19 protein-coding genes and 1 riboswitch are annotated in these 22,526 nt (G+C 43.4%); of the genes, 17 read left to right on the plus strand and 2 right to left on the minus strand.

Annotated features, from left to right (window positions below; translation table 11 throughout):
- Positions 1-114 precede the first annotated feature (114 nt).
- Positions 115-597, plus strand: coding sequence for a Csac_0668 family 2Fe-2S cluster-binding (seleno)protein (locus BMX69_RS04250; protein ID WP_100041652.1), 483 nt, complete (start codon positions 115-117; stop codon positions 595-597).
- Between the two features lie 375 nt (positions 598-972).
- Positions 973-2,772 (plus strand): diguanylate cyclase, encoded by a 1,800-nt coding sequence (locus BMX69_RS04255; RefSeq protein ID WP_160117906.1) that lies wholly within the window; start codon positions 973-975, stop codon positions 2,770-2,772.
- Here BMX69_RS04255 and BMX69_RS04260 read toward each other — a convergent pair.
- Positions 2,764-4,092, minus strand: coding sequence for a sensor histidine kinase (locus BMX69_RS04260; RefSeq protein WP_100041653.1), 1,329 nt, complete (start codon positions 4,090-4,092; stop codon positions 2,764-2,766). The genes BMX69_RS04255 and BMX69_RS04260 overlap by 9 nt on opposite strands.
- A 274-nt stretch (positions 4,093-4,366) precedes the next feature.
- Positions 4,367-4,449: riboswitch (glycine riboswitch) on the plus strand.
- A gap of 164 nt (positions 4,450-4,613) precedes the next feature.
- Here BMX69_RS04260 and gcvT point away from each other — a divergent pair.
- From gcvT to BMX69_RS04300, 8 genes are all read left to right on the plus strand, one after another.
- Positions 4,614-5,696, plus strand: coding sequence for a glycine cleavage system aminomethyltransferase GcvT (gene gcvT / locus BMX69_RS04265; RefSeq protein WP_100041654.1), 1,083 nt, complete (start codon positions 4,614-4,616; stop codon positions 5,694-5,696).
- A 25-nt stretch (positions 5,697-5,721) separates the two neighbouring features.
- Positions 5,722-6,105: a glycine cleavage system protein GcvH gene (gene gcvH, locus BMX69_RS04270; RefSeq protein WP_054789498.1), complete on the plus strand. Its 384-nt coding sequence runs from the start codon at positions 5,722-5,724 to the stop codon at positions 6,103-6,105.
- Between the two features lie 13 nt (positions 6,106-6,118).
- Positions 6,119-7,438: an aminomethyl-transferring glycine dehydrogenase subunit GcvPA gene (gene gcvPA / locus BMX69_RS04275; protein ID WP_054789499.1), complete on the plus strand. Its 1,320-nt coding sequence runs from the start codon at positions 6,119-6,121 to the stop codon at positions 7,436-7,438.
- 4 nt (positions 7,439-7,442) lie between these two features.
- The gene (gene gcvPB, locus BMX69_RS04280; protein ID WP_100041655.1) at positions 7,443-8,903 is read left to right on the plus strand and encodes an aminomethyl-transferring glycine dehydrogenase subunit GcvPB; all 1,461 of its coding nucleotides are present in this window, start codon (positions 7,443-7,445) and stop codon (positions 8,901-8,903) included.
- Positions 8,887-9,885: a lipoate--protein ligase gene (locus BMX69_RS04285; protein WP_100041656.1), complete on the plus strand. Its 999-nt coding sequence runs from the start codon at positions 8,887-8,889 to the stop codon at positions 9,883-9,885. The genes gcvPB and BMX69_RS04285 overlap by 17 nt, the downstream gene beginning before the upstream one ends.
- Positions 9,886-9,903: 18 nt before the next feature.
- Positions 9,904-11,316: a dihydrolipoyl dehydrogenase gene (lpdA, locus tag BMX69_RS04290; protein WP_054789500.1), complete on the plus strand. Its 1,413-nt coding sequence runs from the start codon at positions 9,904-9,906 to the stop codon at positions 11,314-11,316.
- Between the two features lie 257 nt (positions 11,317-11,573).
- On the plus strand, positions 11,574-12,692 hold the full coding sequence (locus BMX69_RS04295) for a C45 family autoproteolytic acyltransferase/hydolase (RefSeq protein WP_054789501.1): 1,119 nt from the start codon (positions 11,574-11,576) through the stop codon (positions 12,690-12,692).
- A 19-nt stretch (positions 12,693-12,711) separates the two neighbouring features.
- Positions 12,712-13,587: an AraC family transcriptional regulator gene (locus BMX69_RS04300; RefSeq protein WP_054789502.1), complete on the plus strand. Its 876-nt coding sequence runs from the start codon at positions 12,712-12,714 to the stop codon at positions 13,585-13,587.
- A 126-nt stretch (positions 13,588-13,713) separates the two neighbouring features.
- Here BMX69_RS04300 and BMX69_RS04305 read toward each other — a convergent pair whose 3' ends face one another.
- The gene (locus tag BMX69_RS04305; protein WP_054789503.1) at positions 13,714-14,571 is read right to left on the minus strand and encodes an AraC family transcriptional regulator; all 858 of its coding nucleotides are present in this window, start codon (positions 14,569-14,571) and stop codon (positions 13,714-13,716) included.
- A 254-nt stretch (positions 14,572-14,825) separates the two neighbouring features.
- On the opposite strand from BMX69_RS04305, the gene BMX69_RS04310 reads away from it, so the two are divergent.
- From BMX69_RS04310 to BMX69_RS04340, 7 genes are all read left to right on the plus strand, one after another.
- Complete coding sequence (locus BMX69_RS04310) at positions 14,826-16,619, plus strand: L-fucose isomerase (protein ID WP_054789504.1); 1,794 nt, start codon at positions 14,826-14,828, stop codon at positions 16,617-16,619.
- Positions 16,620-16,632: 13 nt separating this feature from the next.
- Complete coding sequence (locus BMX69_RS04315; RefSeq protein ID WP_100041657.1) at positions 16,633-18,099, plus strand: rhamnulokinase; 1,467 nt, start codon at positions 16,633-16,635, stop codon at positions 18,097-18,099.
- Positions 18,100-18,112: 13 nt separating this feature from the next.
- Positions 18,113-18,802, plus strand: coding sequence for a class II aldolase/adducin family protein (locus BMX69_RS04320; protein ID WP_100041658.1), 690 nt, complete (start codon positions 18,113-18,115; stop codon positions 18,800-18,802).
- 14 nt (positions 18,803-18,816) lie between these two features.
- Complete coding sequence (locus BMX69_RS04325; RefSeq protein ID WP_054789506.1) at positions 18,817-19,254, plus strand: RbsD/FucU family protein; 438 nt, start codon at positions 18,817-18,819, stop codon at positions 19,252-19,254.
- A 128-nt stretch (positions 19,255-19,382) separates the two neighbouring features.
- Positions 19,383-20,432: a glycoside hydrolase family protein gene (locus tag BMX69_RS04330; RefSeq protein WP_242941359.1), complete on the plus strand. Its 1,050-nt coding sequence runs from the start codon at positions 19,383-19,385 to the stop codon at positions 20,430-20,432.
- A gap of 49 nt (positions 20,433-20,481) precedes the next feature.
- The gene (locus tag BMX69_RS04335) at positions 20,482-21,012 is read left to right on the plus strand and encodes a nitroreductase family protein (protein ID WP_054789507.1); all 531 of its coding nucleotides are present in this window, start codon (positions 20,482-20,484) and stop codon (positions 21,010-21,012) included.
- 409 nt (positions 21,013-21,421) lie between these two features.
- Positions 21,422-22,507, plus strand: coding sequence for a sodium ion-translocating decarboxylase subunit beta (locus BMX69_RS04340; protein ID WP_197678661.1), 1,086 nt, complete (start codon positions 21,422-21,424; stop codon positions 22,505-22,507).
- The last annotated feature ends 19 nt before the right edge of the window (positions 22,508-22,526 follow it).

Here is a 22,526-nt window from a genome sequence, read left to right on the forward strand (position 1 = left end):
ATTAATAGCGGAAAAGCGGCAGCGTATGGAAATTAGAAGGCCGGAAATCTTTAACATCGGTGTTGGGAGAAAAGAAAATAAAATAGAATATGAATTAGGAGAGAAATATATATCATGGGAGAGAAAACTCTAAGCTGCTGTTATTCGGAAAAGAATACCTGTAATACGGAAACAAATCACTTGTGTCCGGTATGCGGAAAAGATGGTGCCCTTGTTAAAAACATCACAGTAAAGCATTTGATACTTGACGAATTAACGGAGCTGATCGGTGATAAGGATTATTTTTTATGCCTGAGTGAGGACTGTGATATTACTTATTACAACAAAGAATCTAACATTGGATTCAATAAACAGCAAATAAAAGTACCAATATGGTATAAGAAAGATGCAGATCCTAAATATGCATGTTACTGTAGTCAAGTTACAGAGGAACAAGTCATACATGCTGTTCTGGCAGATGGTGCTGATAGTATGGAGGAGGTTTTAAAGCTCACCGGAGCAATGAACGCTGCACAGTGCCAGAAGAATAATCCACTGGGTAAGTGCTGTCATCAAATCATTCAAGATGCAATTGATAAGGCACTATCCATGAAATAATCTTAATTAATGTTACCAGCTGTCTGTGAGGTAAACTATGAATAAGGTACTCAAATATGGTAACGGCGGCTTATAGAAGAAAGCTGCAAAGAAGTAAAACACAATTCTACAAAATATAAGGGGTGCTTGAACGGATATTGGTTCTGTTTGAGCGCCTTTTTATTACGAAAACTTTTTAAAGGCGGCAAAATATAAATTCAGAACATAAAAAAACAAATTAAGTACATGAAAGGACAAAGCTGGCTTTCGTTATTATATACTGATAATAAAATGTATTTATTTTTGCATCAAATTTAAAGCTAAATTAAAGATATGCTATAAAGGCTTATTCCAGATTTATGGTGCCGCAAGCACAGCGGCGGAATGGAGTTAAAGTTGAACAAGTTTATTTTTGAAAATATCTATAAAGATATTAATATCCCTGTCATAGTGTGTGAGGACGGAGATGAAATGATGGTATCCTTTGCCAATCGGGAAGCATATCTACTTCTTAACCCGTCAATTATTTTAGAAAAACCTGACGACGCAGATTCCTCCTTGCATATTCCACTCCGCCAATTAATGCGTTTTCAGAATGAAGGGGATCAGGATAATATCCGGAAAACCCTCGGACATGCCGGCTCACTTAGCCAGTACTCATTAAAACTGATGTCACCTGAAGCGGGAGTTATTCCCGTTAAAATTGCCGCAAATACTGCAAACCTTGGAGAGTCGAAATATATCATTATATACATATATTATGACGAATCAGACTGTGATTCAACGAATGAATATAATGATATTTTAGCCTATGTTTTGAATACATCTTACCACTCCACGGATATAAATCAGGCTGTGCAGATGATCCTTTCCCGAGTGGGTGAATATATCGGTGTCAGCCGTGTATATATCTTTGAGGATCTTTTCAATAATTACACGCGCAATACCTATGAGTGGTGCGCACCGGGCGTGGAACCTGCGATACAGGATTTACAAAACCTATGCAAAGATGACTATAGTTATGATATTATAGTAGACCCCTCTGGCCTGTATGTTTCCGATGATGTAAGTACGCTTACTGAAAAGGATAGGGCCATACTGGAGCCGCAGGGAATCAAAGCACTTGCCATACTGCCGTTATTCAAACAGGATATGCCGATTGGATTTATCGGCTATGACGACTGCATTAAAACACGGCAATGGAGCTACAAAGAGTTGATGTTTTTAAAAGGGGTAGGCAGTGTCATATCCTCATTGATTATCAGGCGCAACGAGGAAACCGAGATTATCCGCAGTCACGAGGTACTGCAGACGATCAGCGACAATATTGACTCTATCATCTACGTAAATGATATGGAAACCTTTGAACTTAAATTTGTCAACAGGACCCTTACCGAACAACTGGGTGTTAAATCGGAAGGACTGTTGGGCAGAAAATGCTGGGAGGTGCTGCAAATGGGTATGGACGGTCCTTGCCCTTTTTGCCCGATCCCCAAGCTTCAATACAACGGCTGTGCTCCTGATAAGAGAGTGAAAGAATATGAGCATCAGAATACAATCACCGGTAACTGGTACTGGGTCAAAGATTCTGTCATTCGCTGGGTAGACGGTACTTTGGCTCATTTTGAAGTAGCGATCGATATTACCTTGCGGAAAAAGTATGAGGAACAATTACACTATTTTGCTTCGACGGATGCGCTGACCGGCGTATCTAACCGCGAATGGGGCATCAAGATGCTGCATAAGACGCATGGAGCGATTCAGGTGACGAAACCTGCTGCGTCATTATGTTTTATTGATTTGGATGGCTTAAAGCCCATAAATGACATTTACGGGCATGCTGCAGGCGATGAGGCAATTAACACGGTTGCCCGCGCCATTTCCAGGCGCATCCGCAAGGAGGATATGGTTTGCCGGTGGGGTGGCGATGAATTTCTTATTCTGCTTGCATGCGATGTTATGAACGCTGATGCAGTAATTAGTAATATACAGGAAGACTTAAAAGCAAAGGCTAAGAACGGTACCGGCCACTCATTATCCTTTAGTTATGGAATCGTAGATTTTACCATGTTTGATAGTGTAGAGGCTGCAATCGCCGCTGCTGACAGTTTTATGTACAATAATAAAAATTCCAAATATTCTCGGAAACCATCAGCTGTCGCGGGCATAAATTTACAAAGTCATATCTCAAGATGAGCTTCTTGGAATACAGATCCTGATTTTAAATATTCTTTTTTCCTGATCCGGATCCGTTATTACCAGACCTCCAAGGCCTTCAACCGTATCCTTTATAATACGCAGCCCAAATCCATGGATATCCTTATCTTCCTTTGTAGTTGCCGGTTCGCCTCCTGATAGGGACAGTTCGCCGTTAAAAGAATTAGCTATCTCAATTGTTGCCCACTCCCGGCTTCCGGCGCCTGCGATTTCAATAAAGCGTTCTTTATCTGATATTTTACTGCAGGCTTCTATGGCATTATCGATTGTGTTTGAAAAAATACGGACAATGTCCAGCTCTGACATCCGTACATCTTTAGGAAGAAGTGCGTGTGCTGAAAAACGGATGCTCTTTTCCCCGCAGGCATTGGCTGCGTCCTGCAGGATGGCATCCAACAGGATATTATCAGAATAAGTTTTATGAATAAGTACCTCCCTTTGCATCGTATCTTGGATATCATCTAACATACGTGCCGCTTTCTCATATTCATTGTTGTTCATTAAGACTTTAACGGAAGTCATCATGTTCTTATAATCATGGCGGAATATGCGGTAGCTTTCCGTAAACTTACGGTACGCCTGATAATGCCGCATTTGTCTGGACAGCTGTTCCTGCAGCTTGCGGGTGTGAAGCTCATATTCAAGTAATTCTACCACCTTGGCAGTGTGGTGAAAAACAAATTGCATACATAGCTTACTTATAATGCTGGCTCCAAAATATAAAGCAGAATACCAGGTTGATTTGATTTCATTATAAAAGCGTCCGTCGTTAATAAACATAAGAAAAAACAATTGGCTAATCAGGCAGACGACGGTAAAACCAAGCTGCTCATTGTTATTAAATGCATGCCTGGCCTTGTTATCCGGAACAATTATCTTTCGGACAAACATGATGCTTAGTATAGATAGTAGTACGGTTAACGCTGTTACCGCATTATAATATTTATCATTCTGCAGGACATCCTGGATGCTGGTATGCAGCACCATCGAATAGATCGAACAGACAATCCCTCTGCTGCTATAGATAGAAAACATGTAGACGCTGCCGGCATAAATAATCTGTACCCGGTTTACACGAAACAGCAGAATCAAGCCTAACATAATCGAACCCATTATAAAAAAGACTGCGATCCGATGGTCCAGAAACAGATAGGCCGGTAAAGTAATGCTGATATTGATGAAAACTGCGGCCGCATAAAAAAACAAATGGTCTCTTTTTGCCGGAAACATATGTTTGAAATAGCTAAAATAATAGATATCATAAATAATAAGCATTAAAACAATCTCAAGCAGCTGCATGCTTATTTTTCCTCCTTTAAGGGGTTTTCCTTTTAATCCTAGTATAACACATTATACCTCTAATTTATATTCTGTCTATAATCATTTGCCTGTACTGCAATAACATCGAGTATACCATTTTCCTTGTTATGATTTTAACAAAAAAGATGATTCAGGAGGCCGTTTGGAGGCATATGAAAGTCAGCATCATAGTTGTCAGAATCATTCTAAAAGGTTGTGTAAAAAATGATTGACAGTGCCAAAATACTCTGATAATATCAATAATAAATAACGGATGATGAATCAGAGAGAGAGCACAAACCTGTGCCGCCGAAGGGGAAGGCAGAAACTCTCAGGCAAAAGGATCGGATTCGGACGTAACTCTGGAGAACATTTATGTACCGACGAAGTTAATCTTTCAGGTAAAAGGACAGAGGCAGACAGGAATATCCTATAGGAATATTTCTTTCTGCCTTTTTTTGTGCATATAAACGGATGATGTTCCTATATTATCATATAAATTATTTAAGGAGGATTAAAACATGGAACTAAAAACACCGCTTTATGAAATGCATCTGAAGTATCACGGCAAGCTGGTCCCTTTTGCCGGGTATCTTCTTCCCATCCAGTATGAAGAGGGGATCATAAAGGAGCATATGGCAGTAAGAACAAGGGCAGGGCTTTTTGATGTTTCCCACATGGGGGAGATCATCTGTAAGGGGAAAGATGCGCTTATGAATCTTAATCGGCTGCTGACCAATGATTTCACCGATATGGAGATCGGACAGGCAAGATACAGTCCCATGTGCAACGAGCACGGGGGAACGGTGGATGATCTGATTGTTTATAAGAAAAAAGAAGAGGAGTACTTTATCGTTGTTAATGCGTCCAATAAAGAAAAGGATTACCAGTGGATGCTGGAACATAAATTAGGAGAAGTGGTGTTTGAAGACATTTCTGATAAAATCACACAAATCGCCCTGCAGGGTCCCAGATCACAGGAAATACTTATGAAACTGACCACAGATATTCCTGAAAAATACTACTATGCAATTTTTGATGGAAAAGTGGCCGGAATTTCATGTATGGTATCCAGAACCGGTTATACAGGGGAGGATGGTTTTGAGCTTTATTTAGACAATGCATATGCTGAGACAATGTGGGAAACGCTCATGGAAGCAGGCAGGGAATATGAACTGATCCCCTGCGGGCTGGGGGCCAGAGACACTCTGAGGCTGGAGGCCGGCATGCCGTTATACGGACATGAAATGAACGATGATATAAATCCGGTGGAAATCGGTCTTGGGTTTGCAGTGAAGATGCAGAAGGAAGACTTTATCGGAAAAAGCCATTTGCCGAATAAAGATTCTCTAACAAGAAAACGAGTAGGCCTAAGGGTAACCGGACGGGGAATCATCCGGGAACAGGAAGAGGTTCTTGCAGACGGGAAGAAGGCAGGTTTTACAACATCGGGAACCCATTGCCCATATCTGGGCTATCCGGCAGCCATGGCTATCCTGGATAAAGAATATACAAAAACAGGTACAAAGGTAACGGTAATCGTCCGGGGAAGAGAAGTAGAAGCGGAAGTGGTTACCCTTCCATTTTATAAAAAATCAAAATAATCCACAAGGAAAAGGAGAATTAATTATGAAAGTATTAGGGGATCTGGTTTACACTAAAACACATGAATGGGTGAAGTTTGAAGATGAAACAACAGCTTTGGTCGGGCTTACGGATCATGCCCAGCAGTCATTGGGAGAACTTGTTTTCGTCAATCTTCCGGAAGAAGACGACGAGACGACAGCCGGAGACGTATTTGCCGATGTGGAATCTGTAAAAGCTGTTTCAGATGTATATTGCCCGGTAACCGGAGTTGTATCGGAAATCAATGAAGAACTTCTTGATGCACCGGAAAAGATCAACGAAGCTCCTTATGAAGCCTGGTTTGCAAGGATAACCGATATCACGGATAAAGAAGAATTCTTAAGTCCTGAGGAGTACGAAGAATTTGTAAAAAATGAAATCGAATAAAGGAGATCTGCATATGGGTTCATTTGTACCGGCAACTGATCAAGACAGAAAAGAAATGCTGTCAGCGATCGGTATTAATAGCGTAGAAGACCTTTTTGGGCAGCTTCCCCAGGAAGTTATTTTAAAGGAAGGATTGAATCTTTCCGGTGGAATGTCTGAAATGGAAGTATGTAAGAAAATGGAAGACATCGCAGCAAAGAATACGGTATTTCCTGTCATGTTCCGGGGGGCAGGTGCTTACAGACACTATATTCCATCCATTGTGAAAAGCGTATTATCCAAGGAAACCCTGTACACGGCTTATACCCCATATCAGGCGGAAATCAGCCAGGGTATCTTACAATCCATATTTGAATACCAGACGATGATCTGTGAGCTCACCGGAATGGATACTGCCAATGCCTCTGTATATGACGGTGCGTCAGCGGCGGCAGAAGCGGTAGCTATGTGCAGGGACAGAAAGAAAAACAGGGCCTTTGTCTCTGCAGCGGTTCATCCTCAGGTGATGGAAACCATAAAGACCTATTGTTTTGGAAATGGGATGGAACTGACGGTTATTCCCGAGAAAGACGGCATAACAGATCTGGATTTTCTGAAAGAACATCTGGATAGCCAGGCCGCATGTGTCTATATTCAGCATCCAAATTATTACGGAAGTCTGGAACCGGCAGAAGAGATCGGCAACATGGCAAGGGAAGCCAATTCACGCTATATTATGGGCGTGAATCCTATTTCCCTGGGAATCATTAAGACGCCGGCGGAATACGGTGCTGATATTGCAGTGGGAGAGGGGCAGCCCCTTGGACTGCCGTTGGCATTCGGCGGACCATATATCGGTTTCATGGCATGTACGAAAGAACTGATCAGAAAGCTGCCGGGAAGGATCGTCGGAGAAACTGTTGATTCCAACGGAAAAACAGGATATGTCCTGACCCTTCAGGCAAGGGAACAGCATATCCGGAGAGAAAAAGCATTAAGCAACATCTGCTCAAATCAGGCACTTTGTGCATTGGCAGTGACAGTCTATTTATCTGCTATGGGAGCAGAAGGACTGAAACAGACTGCCATACAGTGTATGTCAAAAGCCCATTATATGGCTAAGCAATTGGAAGCAATCGGGTATCCGGTTGTAAACTGCGGAGAATTTTTCCATGAATTTGTGACCACTTCAAAGGTCCCGGCGGAACAGGTGCTGGGGATTCTGGAAGAACATGGAATTCTTGGGGGCTATCCCTTAACCGGTGAAAGAGCCGGACAGATCTTATGGTGCTGCACGGAAATGAATGCAAAGGATGACATTGACCGTGTCATTGGCATTCTGAAGGAGGTGTAAGGTTATGCTGATATTTGAAAAAGGACAGGATGGAAGAAAGATGAGCATTCTGCCGGAATGTGATGTGCCGGTGAGCCTGCCGGAAGAAGGCAGCCTTAGAAAAAAGAGCCTGAACCTTCCCCAAGTGTCTGAAAATGATATAAGCAGGCATTATACAGAAACAGCAAAAAAGGCATATGGTGTCAATGACGGCTTTTATCCTTTGGGTTCCTGCACCATGAAATATAATCCCAAGATCAATGAAGACATAGCGGGTCTTCCTGGCTTTAAGCAGATTCATCCGCTGCAGCCGGAGCATACGGTACAGGGCTGCATGGAAGTATTAAAGACAGCAGAGAAGTACTTATGTGAGATCACTGGAATGAACCGTATGACCTTTCAGCCGGCAGCAGGAGCTCACGGGGAATTTACCGGACTTTTGCTGATAAAAGCATATCACGAAAGCCGCGGCGACAAAAAAAGAACAAAGATCATAGTACCGGATTCCGCCCATGGAACCAATCCTGCCAGTGCGACAATGGTGGGCTATTCCGTAATCAGTATCCCGTCTGCAAAAGACGGGGGAGTGGATTTGGAGGAATTAAAAAAAGCGGTCGGGGAAGATACGGCCGGACTGATGTTAACCAATCCCAATACATTAGGACTTTTTGATAAAAACATACTGGAGATTACAGAAATCGTTCATGAAGCCGGAGGACTTAACTACTATGACGGAGCTAACTTAAACGCCGTTATGGGCATGATTAGACCAGGTGACATGGGATTTGATGTGGTCCATTTAAATCTTCACAAGACATTCTCTACTCCTCACGGCGGCGGAGGCCCGGGCAGCGGGCCAGTTGGCTGCAAGGATCTACTGGCTGAATTTTTACCGGGCAGCATGGTGGAGGAAGATAAGGGATATACGTTTCATCATCCTGCCAGTACCATTGGACAGGTGAAAAGCTTTTATGGTAATTTTTTAATTGTGGTCAGAGCCATGACATATTTATTTATGCTTGGAAAGGAAGGCGTTCCGGAAGCCTCAAAGCATGCCGTATTAAACGCCAATTATATGATGGCGCAATTAAAGGATGTATATGATATGGCATACCAGGGACCCTGCATGCATGAATTTGTCATGAGCCTGGCAAGGCTTAAAAAAGAAACCGGTGTATCAGCCATGGATATAGCAAAAGGACTTTTGGACCATGGGATCCATCCGCCGACTATGTATTTCCCACTGATCGTACCAGAAGCTTTAATGGCAGAACCTACGGAAACAGAGTCAAAAGAAACCTTGGATGAAGTGATATCTGTATTGCGCAGCCTCCATGAAACTGCAATGACTCATCCGGAAACTCTTCATCAGGCACCCATCCATACACCGGTCACCAGACTTGATGAAGTAAGAGCAGCCAGAAATCCAAAGTTAAAGTACGACTTCTCAGATAAGGAAACAAATAAAGATGATACAGGAAATTAAATTTATAGACGGAAGCAGCCATGACCCGTATCTGAATCTTGCAATTGAGGAGTATTTATTAGAAACAGCAGGGCGGGACACCTGTATCCTATACCTTTGGCAGAATGAAAATACCGTTGTAATCGGTAAAAACCAGAATCCATGGAAGGAATGCAGGATCCGGGAACTGGAGCAGGATGGCGGTCACTTGGTGAGAAGGCTTTCAGGAGGCGGCGCCGTATTCCATGACCTCGGCAATTTGAATTTTACGTTTCTTGTTAATAAGAATCATTATAATTTGGATAAACAGCTTGAGGTCATTTTAAATGGGGTCAGGAAACTGGGAATACATGCAGAAAAATCCGGACGAAATGATATCACCGTATCAGACAGGAAGTTTTCCGGCAATGCCTTTTATACCAGAGGGGAGAAATGCTATCATCATGGGACCCTGCTGGTTCATGCAGATATGGAGAAGCTTTCCAAATACCTGCAGGTTTCAAAGGATAAGCTGGCATTAAAAGGAGTGGATTCCGTCAGATCCAGAGTAACCAATCTATCGGAATACCGGGCTGATTTAACCGTTGATATGCTAAAGGAAAAGCTTCTGGAAGCATTTGAGGAAACTTATGGACGTAAGGCGGTATTCTGCAGGCAGGAGGATTTAGACCAGGAAGCATTGTCTGAGGGAAGAAAGAAATTTTCTTCCTGGGATTGGCTGTACGGGCGCAACATGGATTTTCAGTACGAACTGTCCAAGCGTTTTGTTTGGGGAAATGTAATCTGGCAGATTCAGGTAAACAGCGGGATCATACAGGATCTGCAGTTGTTTTCCGATTCCATGGAACCGGATCTTATGGACCGGATCCCCGGATATATAAAGGGAAGCAGATATGAGAATGAAGATATCTGCAATAAGCTGGATCAGGTGCCTACGGAAACCCAGGCCCAGTCGGCCATGATAAAAGACTTAAAAGAGTTTTTTGCTGCTGCAGAATTATAAAGACCAGGGAGGGATAGGATGGAAGAACGATATGATCTGCTTGTTATTGGTGCAGGGCCCGGAGGATATGTAGCAGCGATTAAGGCTGCAAAGCTTGGAATGAAGACGGCTGTGATCGAAAACCGGGAAGTGGGCGGTACCTGCTTAAACCGCGGCTGCGTTCCTGCAAAGGCCATGCTGCATGCTGCCAAATTATATCAGGAGGTCCTGACAGGAGAGCGATTCGGAATCATCTCAAAAGAGGTGAGCTGTGATTATGGAAAAGTGATGTCCTATAAAAATGAAACTTCCGAAAGTCTCAGACTGGGTGTGGAACAGCTTCTTAAGGGAAATAAAATTGATCGGATACACGGGACTGGAACGCTGACCAAGGATGGAAGGGTCAGGGTCAAGACAGAGGAAGGGGAAGAACTCCTTCAGGCGAAACATATCCTGCTGGCAACAGGGTCGAAACCAGCCATTTTGCCTATAGAAGGAATCCGTCTTCCCGGTGTCATGACCAGCGATGAGCTGTTTCAGCTTGATCATGTACCGGAAAGCCTGATGATTATAGGCGGAGGAGTCATTGGGGTGGAGTTTGCCACCGTATTCGCTTCCTTTGGCTCCAAGGTCACCTTGCTGGAGGCGGAAGAAAGACTTCTGCCCGGTCTGGATAAAGAAATCTCACAGAATTTAAAGCTGATTTTGAAAAAGAGAGGCGTTGACATTCATACCAGAGCCTTTGTCCGGAAAATTGAAAAAGAGGGCAGGAATTTTATCTGTACCTATGGGGAGATGGCAAAAGACAAAGAAAAGATTGAGGTCATAAAGACGCCATATCTGCTTTCTGCCACCGGACGCATACCCAATACGGACGGACTGCTGGAGGAAGGAACCCTGTTGGAAATGAACCGGGGCAGGATTGTGGTAAAGGAAAACTTTGAAACAAGTATGCCGGGTGTGTTTGCGATCGGAGACGTGATCGGAGGCATCCAGCTGGCCCACGCTGCAAGCTCCCAGGGCATCTGTGCCGTGGAACTTATGAACGGAAGAGAGCCGTCCATTGATCTGTCGGTTATCCCGTCGTGTGTTTATACGGATCCTGAAATTGCATGTGTCGGTATAACAGAAGAGGAAGCAAAAGGGAAAGGAATTGAGACCGTTACCGGGAAAACCTTAACCCATGCCAACTGTAAATCCTTTATAACAAAGGAAGAGAGAGGCTTTGTTAAAGTTGTAACAGATAAGGAATCGGGCGCATTGCTGGGAGCACAGATGATGTGCGCCAGAGCTACGGATATGATTGGAGAGATGGGAACTGCCATTACCAATAAACTTACTGCAGAGCAGATTTTAAAAGCTATGAGGGCTCATCCTACCTATAATGAATCCGTAGGGGAAGCGCTTGAGGATTGTATTGGCGGAGCGATTCATACGCTGCCTCGCAGGTGATTCGTTTCAGGAATTTTAGCTATATTTATTAAATAGGAAGGTCACCTGGTAAAAATTTAGGATCAATAATGAAGGTACATTTTCTGTTAAGAAGATGTACCTTTTATTAATGCTGTAAGTGTATTGCTTTGTTTTCAAACTCCACTATGGTATAATGGTTTATCAGAAAACACATTGCAAAACAGCAGAAAATATCATGCAGCCCCTCCATTGTTTCGGTAAACTAAAGAAAACGAATACAAGGAGGAATCAATACTATGCTAAAAATACAAACCTATACCGCAGAACTTGTCGGTACAAGCTATGAAATTGGATATCAGTTTGGAAAATTGACCGCTGCAATTCCGCAGCTGCAAGCAACACATACTGCCGGAATGGAGGACTTTGGACTAAAGCAGGCTGAGGAGGCGGCAAAACTTTTTGACCGCTGGTGTCCCGGTCTCACAGAAGAGCTTTGCGGTTTTGCTGATGCGCTGAAGGTAAAACCTGAGCAGGTGTTTTTTTACGGAATGACCTATCTGCTACCACGGTGCAGTCATATTGCACTGCTGCCAAGCCGTACTGCCGAGAGGAAACCCCTGCTCGCCCGCAACTATGAGTTCAGTCACGAAGCTGAGGATTTCTGTCTGATTAAAACCAGCGTGACAGGAAAATACTCGCATATGGGTACCAGCGTACTCCACTTCGGACGGGATGATGGCTTTAACGAACACGGCCTCGCCGTCACGATGAGTTCCTGTGGCTTTCCGGTAGGGGCTCTTCCATATATGCGATCACCGAAGTTTAAAGGTCTCCAGTTTTGGGCGGTTACCCGCGCTCTGCTGGAAAATTGTAAGGACGTAATGGAATCACTCGAATATCTGGAAGGCATGCCCATCGCCTACAACCTCAACATGCTTCTGCTAGATAAGGCAGGCAATGCCGCTCTGGTAGAAACGATGGATGGCCGCACTGCTGTCAAGCAGATTAATCCAGATTCCCAAGAGCAGATGCTGTATGCTACAAACCATGCACTTTTTCCAGATCTTCAGTCGATGGAACCACAGGTGATGGCGCATTCAGCAAGACGATACGAATTTATCGAAAAAAAGATTGCACATAAAAGCGAAATAACGCAAGCACAGCTCAAGGAAATGCTGTTGGCTAAGTATCCGGAAGGCCTATGCTGTCATTACTTTGAAGAGTATTTCGGAACCACTAAGAGCATGGTGATTTCGCCATCAGATGGTATCATTAACCTTTGCTGGGGTGGCCGATCCGAAAATGGCTGGCATACCTATGATATTAACAAACCATTAGAAGATGGTATGCAAGCTGTGGAGATCAATTTGGAGAAAGCGGTACCAGGCACTTACGATTGGCAGCCGCTGACTTAAAATCGGAAGGAGGATTGCTGTGAATTATCGAAAATCATTGGAGCAGGCGGTTATATACATTGAAAACCATCTGGGATACAATATCATGGTCGAGGATGTGGCAAAGGCTGCCGGATATTCTTATTATCATCTAAATCGACAATTCACAGCGATCCTGGGTGAAAGTATAGGCAGCTACATCAAGAAGCGCCGTTTGGCTGACGCATCAAAGAAGCTTCTCTATACCGACCTTAAAATTATAGATATTGCGATTGAATACGGTTTTGATTCTCCGGAAGCTTTTAGCCGTGCATTTAAAGCAATCTATAAGGTCAGTCCTCAGAGCTATCGTCAAAACCGTCTGGACATCTTCATCGGCGGTAAGGAACGTTTGGATACAGGATTGTTGGATCATCTGGCCCGTAATGTGACTGTCCATCCGCGGATAGTTGAACTGTCGGAGATCAAGGTCGCGGGGATTCGGGGAGAAACCACCTTGCGAGACAACCGTCTGCGAGAACTATGGGATAGGGCTAATTCTCTATATAGACTAATTCCCAACCGAATCCCAGGCGGGAGATCCTTCGGTATCTGCGAGGCATGTGCAGAAAATACGCTGTACACCATGAATGACGATATCCTTTTCACCGAAGTAGCGGGAACGGAAGTATCGTCTTTTGAGGGACTAACCGAATCCTTTGTACAGAAGGTAATCCCTGGGGGACGCTATGCGGTTTTTACACACCGAGGTACTCTGCGGATGCTGCCTCAGACCTTTGACTACATCTGGAGCACATGGTTTCTCACCACAAAAGAAGAATTAGACTGGCGGGAGGACTTCGAGCTTTATGATGATCGCTTCCTAGGATATGATCATCCGGACTCTGAAGTGGAATTGTATATTCCAGTAAGATAGACAGCTGCGAACAGTGGCTATTCCGAACGCTCTTGCGAGTTAATTTCTTAGTTTAACGGTCATTATGCATGGTATAAATCCAGTGCATAATGACCGTTTTTGGATTCGGTCCGCAGGGTTTTGTAGTTATGGCATAAGTTCCTTAAAATACTGTCTGGGTGATTTCCCTTTGTATTTCTTGAAAGTCTTAATGAAATAACTGATATCATTAAATCCGCAGGAAAGGGAGATTTCTGTTATGGAGTCATTGGTGGTTATCAGCTGATAGCAGGCCCGTTCAATGCGATAATAATTTACATAATCGATAGGCGTCCGGGAAGTCATTTCGAAGAAGAAACGGCAGAAATATTTAGGAGACATTCCGGCAATTTTTGCCAGATCATTCAGTTCTATTTTATTGGAGTAATTATGATCAATATAATCCAATACATTTTTTAAAAGGTAAATGTTCTTGTGTTTGGAACGTTCCGCCTGGTCAGGGATGACATAACGGTTTTCTGAATAGATATACCCTATGATCTGATTTAATAACCCAACGGCAATTAACTCCTGTCTGGCCGTGATACACCCCATAATCTGAAAGGAATCTTCCATGAGGGAATAGATTTTGTTCTTTGGATCATATGGATAGTATTCATCTAATCTCAGTTCAAATCTATTTAATTTGTCCAAAAAGGGAGAAGCAAAGGATTTGCCCAACAGGAGGCTGCAGGGGAAAACGATGCACTCATAAGTACAGTCATGAGGTATGCCTCCGTGCAGACAGCCGCTGTTGACGATGAGGATATCTCCAGGCAGGGCGAGCCGGCTATTCTCATCAATCGTCACCTCGAACTCCCCTTCTATAATATGAATAAGTTCCAGCTCTTCATGCCAGTGATAGGGCATTGTATATTGCGGATGCAGATGATTTACATAGTAATAGCCAACAGGAAATTCAGATGTACCGTGACTTTTGTTTTCTTTGTATTTAATATATTGCATGGCTTTCACCTCTTTCGATCTGATGTTGAGTGAAGGTCAATAGTTATTATTGGTATACAGTAAGCAAACAGTAATATCTGTAATATCTTTTGATATTATAATACCAACAGAATTAAAAAATCAACGATATTTTAAATAAACATATGAATATTATCATACTTTTTGCAAATATCAGCCAAGAATCATCGGGTACAATATGATACACTACAGTTAGAAATAATCGTTTTCTAACGCAAATAGAAGGAGGAAGGAATATGGCAGTGAGCAGATTAATTGGAAGTTACCCGGTGATAGGTATTCGGCCTGTAATTGATGGAAGAAGAGGATACTTAAAAGTAAGAGAATCGCTGGAAGACCAGACCATGAATATGGCTAAGGCAGCGGCAGAATTGTTTCAAAGTAACATTTGTTATTCCAATGGAGAGCCTGTAAACGTGGTGATTGCAGATACCACCATTGGGGGTGTGGGCGAAGCAGCCGCTTGCGCGGATAAATTCCGCAGGGCAGGTGTGGATATTACCTTGACGGTGACCCCATGCTGGTGTTATGGGGCAGAGACAATGGATATGGACACGAAAACCATTAAAGGGGTATGGGGACTTAATGGAACAGAGCGTCCGGGTGCTGTATATTTGGCTTCGGTACTGGCGACTCATGCTCAGAAAGGCCTTCCTGCTTTTGGGATTTATGGACATGATGTGCAGGACGCTGATGAAACAGGGATACCTGAGGATGTGAAAGAAAAGCTGCTCCGCTTCGGCCGTGCAGCCGTGGCTGTGGCTACCATGAGAGGAAAATCCTATCTCCAGATTGGTTCTATCTGTATGGGAATCGGCGGATCCATCATTGATCCATCTTTCATAGAAGAATACTTAGGCATGAGAGTTGAATCTGTGGATGAAGTGGAGATCATCCGGAGGATGGCAGAAGGCATTTATGATAAAGAAGAATTTGACAGGGCGCTGGCATGGACAAAGAAAAATTGTGTGATAGGCTTTGACAAAAACCCGGAAGCGGTACAAAAGAGTCAGGAAGAAACAGAGAAAGACTGGGAATTTGTAGTAAAGATGATGTGCATTATCAAGGATCTGATGAATGGCAATCCGAATCTGGAAAAAGGCTTCGAAGAAGAATCCTTAGGCCACAATGCAATTGCTGCAGGTTTTCAGGGACAGCGTCAGTGGACGGATTTCTATCCCAATGGCGACTTTGCCGAGGCCATGCTTAATAGTTCCTTTGATTGGAATGGCGCCAGGGAACCATACATATTGGCTACAGAAAATGATGTCTTAAATGGGATCGGTATGCTATTTTTAAAGCTTCTTACCAATCGGGCACAGATTTTCGCTGATGTTCGTACCTACTGGAGTGAAGCAGCCGTAAAACGTGTCACAGGCTATAACCTGGAAGGACGGTCAAAAGAAGCCGACGGGTTCCTGCATTTAATAAATTCCGGTGCCGCTTGTTTGGATGCCAGTGGAAAGGCTGTGGATAAAAGCGGAAACCGCATGATAAAGCCTTGGTTTGAGGTGACGGAAGAAGACCAAAAACAGATATTGGAAGCGACCACATGGAATCAGGCTGATTTCGGATATTTTAGAGGCGGCGGATTTTCTTCCCGTTTTCTTACTGACTGTGAGATGCCAGTGACCATGATCCGTTTAAACCTGGTCAAAGGCCTTGGGCCATCTCTGCAGATTGCAGAGGGGTATACGGTTCATCTGCCGGAGGAAGTGTCGGATATTCTTTGGAAGAGAACTGATTATACCTGGCCTTGTACCTGGTTTACTCCAATTATCACAGGCCAGGGCGCATTTACAAGTGCTTATGACCTGATGAATAACTGGGGCGCAAATCATGGGGCAATCAGTTATGGACATGTGGGAGCTGACCTGATCACCTTGTGTTCCATATTAAGAATCCCTGTCAGCTTGCATAATGTTCCGGAAGAAAAGATCTTTCGGCCGGCTGCATGGAATGCTTTTGGTATGGATAAAGAGGGGCAGGATTACCGGGCATGCCAGACATACGGTCCTCTTTATAAATAAGATGGGGGAAAATATGGCTCAAAAACAAGTATTGGCAGCGGATCTTGGAGCATCCAGCGGGCGGGTCATGGCAGGGAGATATGATGGCAGACGAATCACATTAGAAACGATCCATCGTTTTTCAAATGATCCGGTCACTATGGGGGATACGATGTACTGGGATTTTCCCCGATTGTTTTATGAGATAAAACACGGACTTTTAAAGGCCAAAAGCTATGGCGGATTTGGCAGTATCGGAATTGATACATGGGGTGTGGATTATGGACTTCTTGATTCTAGGGGAAGGCTCCTGGGCAATCCGGTCCATTACCGGGATAACCGTACGGAAGGCTATCTTAAAAAAAGTGAACAGATGATCGATAAAAAAAGATTTTATGAAATTACGGGTAATCAGTTCATGGAAATCAACACGGCGTTTCAGCTTCTTTCATACCATGCGGATTCGCCCGAACTCCTTAAGCAGGCAGACTCCCTTTTACTAATGCCGGATTTATTCCGCTATTTTCTTTCAGGGGAGAAAAATAGTGAATGCTCCATCGCATCAACAACCCAGCTTTTTGATATGAGGGAAAAACAATGGTCATGGGAAGTGATAAAGCGGCTTAATCTGCCGGAAAGATTGTTCACACCTCTGGTACCTTGGGGAGCCGTAACCGGAAAAGTAAGCAGCCAGGTCTGCGAAGAGCTTGGAATACTGCCGGCGAATGTCATTGCAGTCGCCGGCCATGATACACAGAGCGCTATGGCAGCAATTCCGACACAGGAGAAAGATTATATCTTTCTAAGCTGCGGAACCTGGTCCATTTTGGGAACAGAACTTGATTCACCGGTAATCAGCGAAAAGTCGCTGAAATATAACATAACAAATGAGCTTGGGGTGGAGGGAAAGTATTCGTTCCTTAAAAATATCATTGGACTTTGGCTGGTACAGGAAAGCCAGAGACAGTGGCTCCGGGAAGGAAAGAACTACGATTTTGCCGGGTTGGAAGAGATGGCTTTTAAGGCTGATATATTAAAAAGTTTTATTACGCCGGACGCTCCGGAATTTCTTCCTCCAGGTGATGTACCAGAACGGATCCGCAGCTTTTGCAGAAAAACCGGTCAGCCGGTACCGGAGACAGAAGGGGAAATCATTTGCTGCATAAACCAAAGTCTGGCTATGGCCTATAGGAAAGCTCTTGATGAAATTGCAGAGTGTACGGGAAAAACATATTCCATGATTTATCTTGTGGGAGGAGGCGCTCAGAGCAGGCTGCTTTGCCAGATGACTGCTGACGCCTGTAACTGCACGGTGGTTGCCGGTCCAATCGAAGCAACTGCATTTGGTAATGTGATGGTCCAGTATATAGCGGATCATGAGTTTTCGGATTTGCAGCAAGCAAGAAAGGTGCTGGCAGAATCTGTGGAGCCGGTCCTATATGAACCAAAGCATACAGATCGGTGGGAAGAGGCGTATCAGTGGTACCGCGGGAATCTCTAAGAAAGGAAGAACGATGATAGATAGCCAATATAAAGAATTAAAAGAGCAAATTTGTGATATCTGCCACAAGATGTGGCAGTTAGGCTGGGTGGCGGCCAATGATGGAAATGTGTCAGTGAAACTGGAGGATGGGAGCTACTTAGTGACACCTACCGGCATCAGCAAAAGCTTCATTACGCCGGAAAGGCTGCTCCGCATTGATGAGAATGGAAATGTTTTAGAAGGACTTGATGGATTCCGCCCGTCTTCTGAGATAAAAATGCATCTGCGCTGTTATAAAGAGAGAGAGGATGTGGGGGCCGTTTTACATGCCCATCCACCGGTAGCAACAGGATATGCGGTGGCCGGAAAATCCCTGGACGAATACTCCATGATTGAGACTGTAATTGCATTGGGCTCCGTACCGGTCACCCCTTATGGAACTCCATCCACATATGAAGTACCGGATGCGATTGCACCTTATCTGGAAAGTCATGATGCCGTATTGCTGCAAAATCACGGTGCCCTGGTGGTAGGAGCTGACTTGCTCACTGCTTATTACCGGATGGAAACCCTGGAACTGTTTGCAAAAATCAGCTTGAATGCCCATTTATTAGGCGGAGCTAAGGAAATTTCCGAGGAGAATATCGACCGGCTGATTTCCATGAGAGAAGGCTACGGAGTGACAGGAAGACATCCTGGATACAAAAAATATAATAAATAATTGGGGAGGCAGGTATGCTGAAAGGAATTCCTCCGGTTTTGTCGCCGGATCTTCTGAAGGTATTATGTGAGATGGGGCATGGAGACGTGCTTGTGATTGCTGACGGTAATTTTCCCGCTGAATCAGTTGGAAAAGACGGGAATGTGATTCGTATGGATGGGCATTCCGTCCCTGATATTCTGGAAGCCGTGCTGTCAGTATTTCCTCTTGACCGCTATGTAGAACAACCAGTGCACTTAATGAAAGTGGTGGAAGGCGATCAGACGGAAGTTCCGATCTGGGAAGATTATAAAAGGATAATGAAGCAAAAAGAGGGACTTGGTGAGGAAGCAACAGGGTATCTGGAGCGTTTTGATTTTTATAGGGAGGCGAAGAAAGCCTATGCTGTAATCGCTACAGGGGAACAGGCCTTGTATGCCAATATCATGCTGCAAAAAGGAGTTGTAAAATAATAGAAATTTTACTTAATAAATGCAGTATGGGATGATATAATAAAATAGAAGCAACTGGTAAGAACTGTACTGATTGTCTTATAGTACAGTTTTTGCCTGACGTTGATTATTTAGTGAGGAAAATGTTGATGGGAAATCCAATTGATCTAAAGAAAAGAATGCTTCCGGCTCCAGTTGGCGGAGGCTTTCGGATGGAAGGATACTGGGTATGGTGCGGATCTGTGATCAAAGGGGAAGATAACCGGTATCATATGTTTGCATCGCGCTGGCCGAAATCACAGCCGATGCATCCGGGCTGGCTTTCCCTGTCGGAAATTGTACGTGCCAGTTCCGATACGCCGGAGGGTCCATATCAGTTTGAAGAGGTAGTACTCCCGGCCAGAGGAGCCGAATATTGGGATGGGAGGATGACACATAATCCTCAAATTATAAAATGTGAAGATACATACATATTGTATTATACAGGTTCCACCCATCCATTTCCGGATTTAAAAGAGGGAGAGCGGCTGGTCCACAACGACTATCGTTCGATTGTAGCCCGTGCGAATAAAAGAGTCGGAATTGCAACTGCAAAAAGCATCTTTGGACCATGGACACGTTATGATAGACCGATACTTCCAACCAGGCCAGGACATTTTGACAATTTCCTGACCTCGAATCCGGCACCGTGCATAGAAGAAGATGGTTCGGTCGTACTGATGTTTAAAGCGAGGTCATATAAACCGATGCCATATACAGGAGATACGTATGGACAGATGACAATCGGAGTGGCAATGGCAAAGGAAGCTTCCGGGTCATATCAGGTGATGCAGGAAAGACCGTTATTTGTAGATGAATCCATAGAGATTGAGGACCCGTTTATCTGGAAGGAAGGTCTTTACTATCAGATGATTGCAAAAGATATGCATGGAAATATATGCGGTGAAAAATATGGAGGGGTCCATGGCTATTCCAAGAACGGACTTGATTGGACTCTAAACATGGGAGAACGGATCTATTCCCGTCAGGTGTTATGGGATGATGGAAAAGTTCGCCAAATGGGTAATTTAGATCGGCCCTTTATCTTATTTGAAAACGGTACGGCAACCCATATGTTCTTTGCAACGAGCGACGGGACAGAAAGCTTTTTTGATGCGGAAAACACCTGGAATATGGTGATCCCTTTAAAACAAGATTAAAATATTTATTCTGCCTTATAAAAGGCTTTCATAGAAAGGAGCAATTAAAATGGAAGATTTTATGGATTTATGCCTTCGCAGGCAAAGCTGCAGAAATTTTAAAGATCAGTCAATAGAACATGAAAAGCTGGTTAAATGTGTTGAGGCGGCCCACCTGGCACCTTCCGGCTGTAATGGCCAGCCCTGGAGCTTTGTGGTAGTCGAAAATCCGGAACTTATGGAAAAGATAGCGGAAACTGCACAGCAGTTAGGGAATGGATTTGCTTCTAAAGCACGGGCGTTCTTTGTTGTGGTTGAAGAACACGCAAATTTAATGCCTCATGTAAAAAGCCTTGTAGACAGCCAGTATTTTGCTCCCGGGGATATTGGCGCGGCAATGGCTTATCTTTGCCTGGAAGCCGAATCACAGGGAATCGGAACTTGCATATTGGGAATGTTCGATAGAGAAAAAGTTGCTAAGCTGCTGGATATCCCCTTGGAAAAGCATATCTGCGGTTTAATTGCAGCTGGATATCCCGCTGACCAGACGGTACGGAAGAAATCCCGCAAGCCACTTGATGAAATTGTCAGGTTTGTTTAAACATCTAATTCTAAAAGTCAGTATATTGCCTATGGCAATATACTGGCTTTTTTCTTTTGCCAACAAAAAAGTGATGTATGAGACAGGGGGATTATTCGGTATCTCGGATTTTCTTAACATCTTCTTTATACATATTTCTTTTATAATTAATACAAATAAATAAAATAATGATAAAAAGGAGAAAATTATGTTACAAAATTGTAGTTTTGCAATCAATTCCACGAGAAAGATGATTATTTCTTATCTATCAAAACCACTGGATATAAAATATTTAAAGAAAACCCAATTATAGATATAATTATTAACTTTAATAGGCGCACAATCGTGTAATAATACAAACAATTAGGAGATGATCGTTATTAATTATATTACTTACATAATAAGCAATTTAACTCTATCGGAAATTATAATGATAATTTTGGCGCTTGCCCTTGCATATATGGCGGTTGAAAAAAGATATGAGCCCCTGCTTCTTCTTCCATTGGCATTTGGAATGCTCATTGCCAATATACCGAATGCGGGCCTGTCCTCTTATGATGAAGGCGGACTGATTTATTATTTATATAAGGGCATTGAGCTTGGGATTTATCCTCCCATGATTTTTATCTGCATTGGTGCAATGACAGATTTCAGTCCCTTAATATCATCACCTAAGACAGCATTAATTGGTCTTGGAGGTCAGGTTGGTATTTTTGCGGCGATGTTTGGAGCATTAGGTTTAGGACATATAATTTCTTATTTTGTCCCCGGTTTTGTGAACTTCACCATGCAGGAAGCGGCAGCCATCGGAGTAATAGGAAGTTCTGACGGTCCGACTTCTATTTATATCACAAAGCAGCTGGCAAGTCATCTGCTTCCCACAATCACGATCGCAGCGTATTCCTATATGGCTTTAGTTCCTCTTATTCAGCCGCCGATCATGAGAGCGCTCACCACTCAAAAAGAAAGAATGGTAATTATGCCTATTCCGAAAGAGGTGTCCAGGAAAAAGAGAATTCTTTTTCCTATTGCAACTACGTTATTGGTTCTAATCTTTGTACCCTCCGCTGCTACATTGATATCAATGCTGATGCTTGGTAATCTTATCAGAGAGAGCGGTGTGGCAGAACGGTTAGTCAGAATGCTTGAGGGCGATTTACTGAATCTTCTTACCTTATTAATTGGTTTATCCATTGGAGGAAGTGCAACCGCTGAGAGGGTATTAAATATTAAAACAGTTTTTATTATTATCCTAGGCCTTTTTGCATTTATCATGGGGACCGCAGGTGGAGTACTGGTAGCTAAAATTTTATATAAATTGACAGGAGGAAAAGTAAATCCCCTCATTGGAAATGCAGGAGTATCTGCGATGCCAATGGCTGCCAGAATATCTCAAAGATTAGGTCATGAATACGATCCGACAAACCATCTTTTAATGCATGCAATGGGACCTATTGTTGCAAGTACTATAGGTTCAGCAATTATAGCAGGAATTTTTATTTCCATGTTCGGATAATAAATTAATGATAGCTAAA

Origin of the sequence: Lacrimispora sphenoides JCM 1415, assembly GCF_900105615.1 — a bacterium.
Classification (GTDB): domain Bacteria; phylum Bacillota; class Clostridia; order Lachnospirales; family Lachnospiraceae; genus Lacrimispora; species Lacrimispora sphenoides.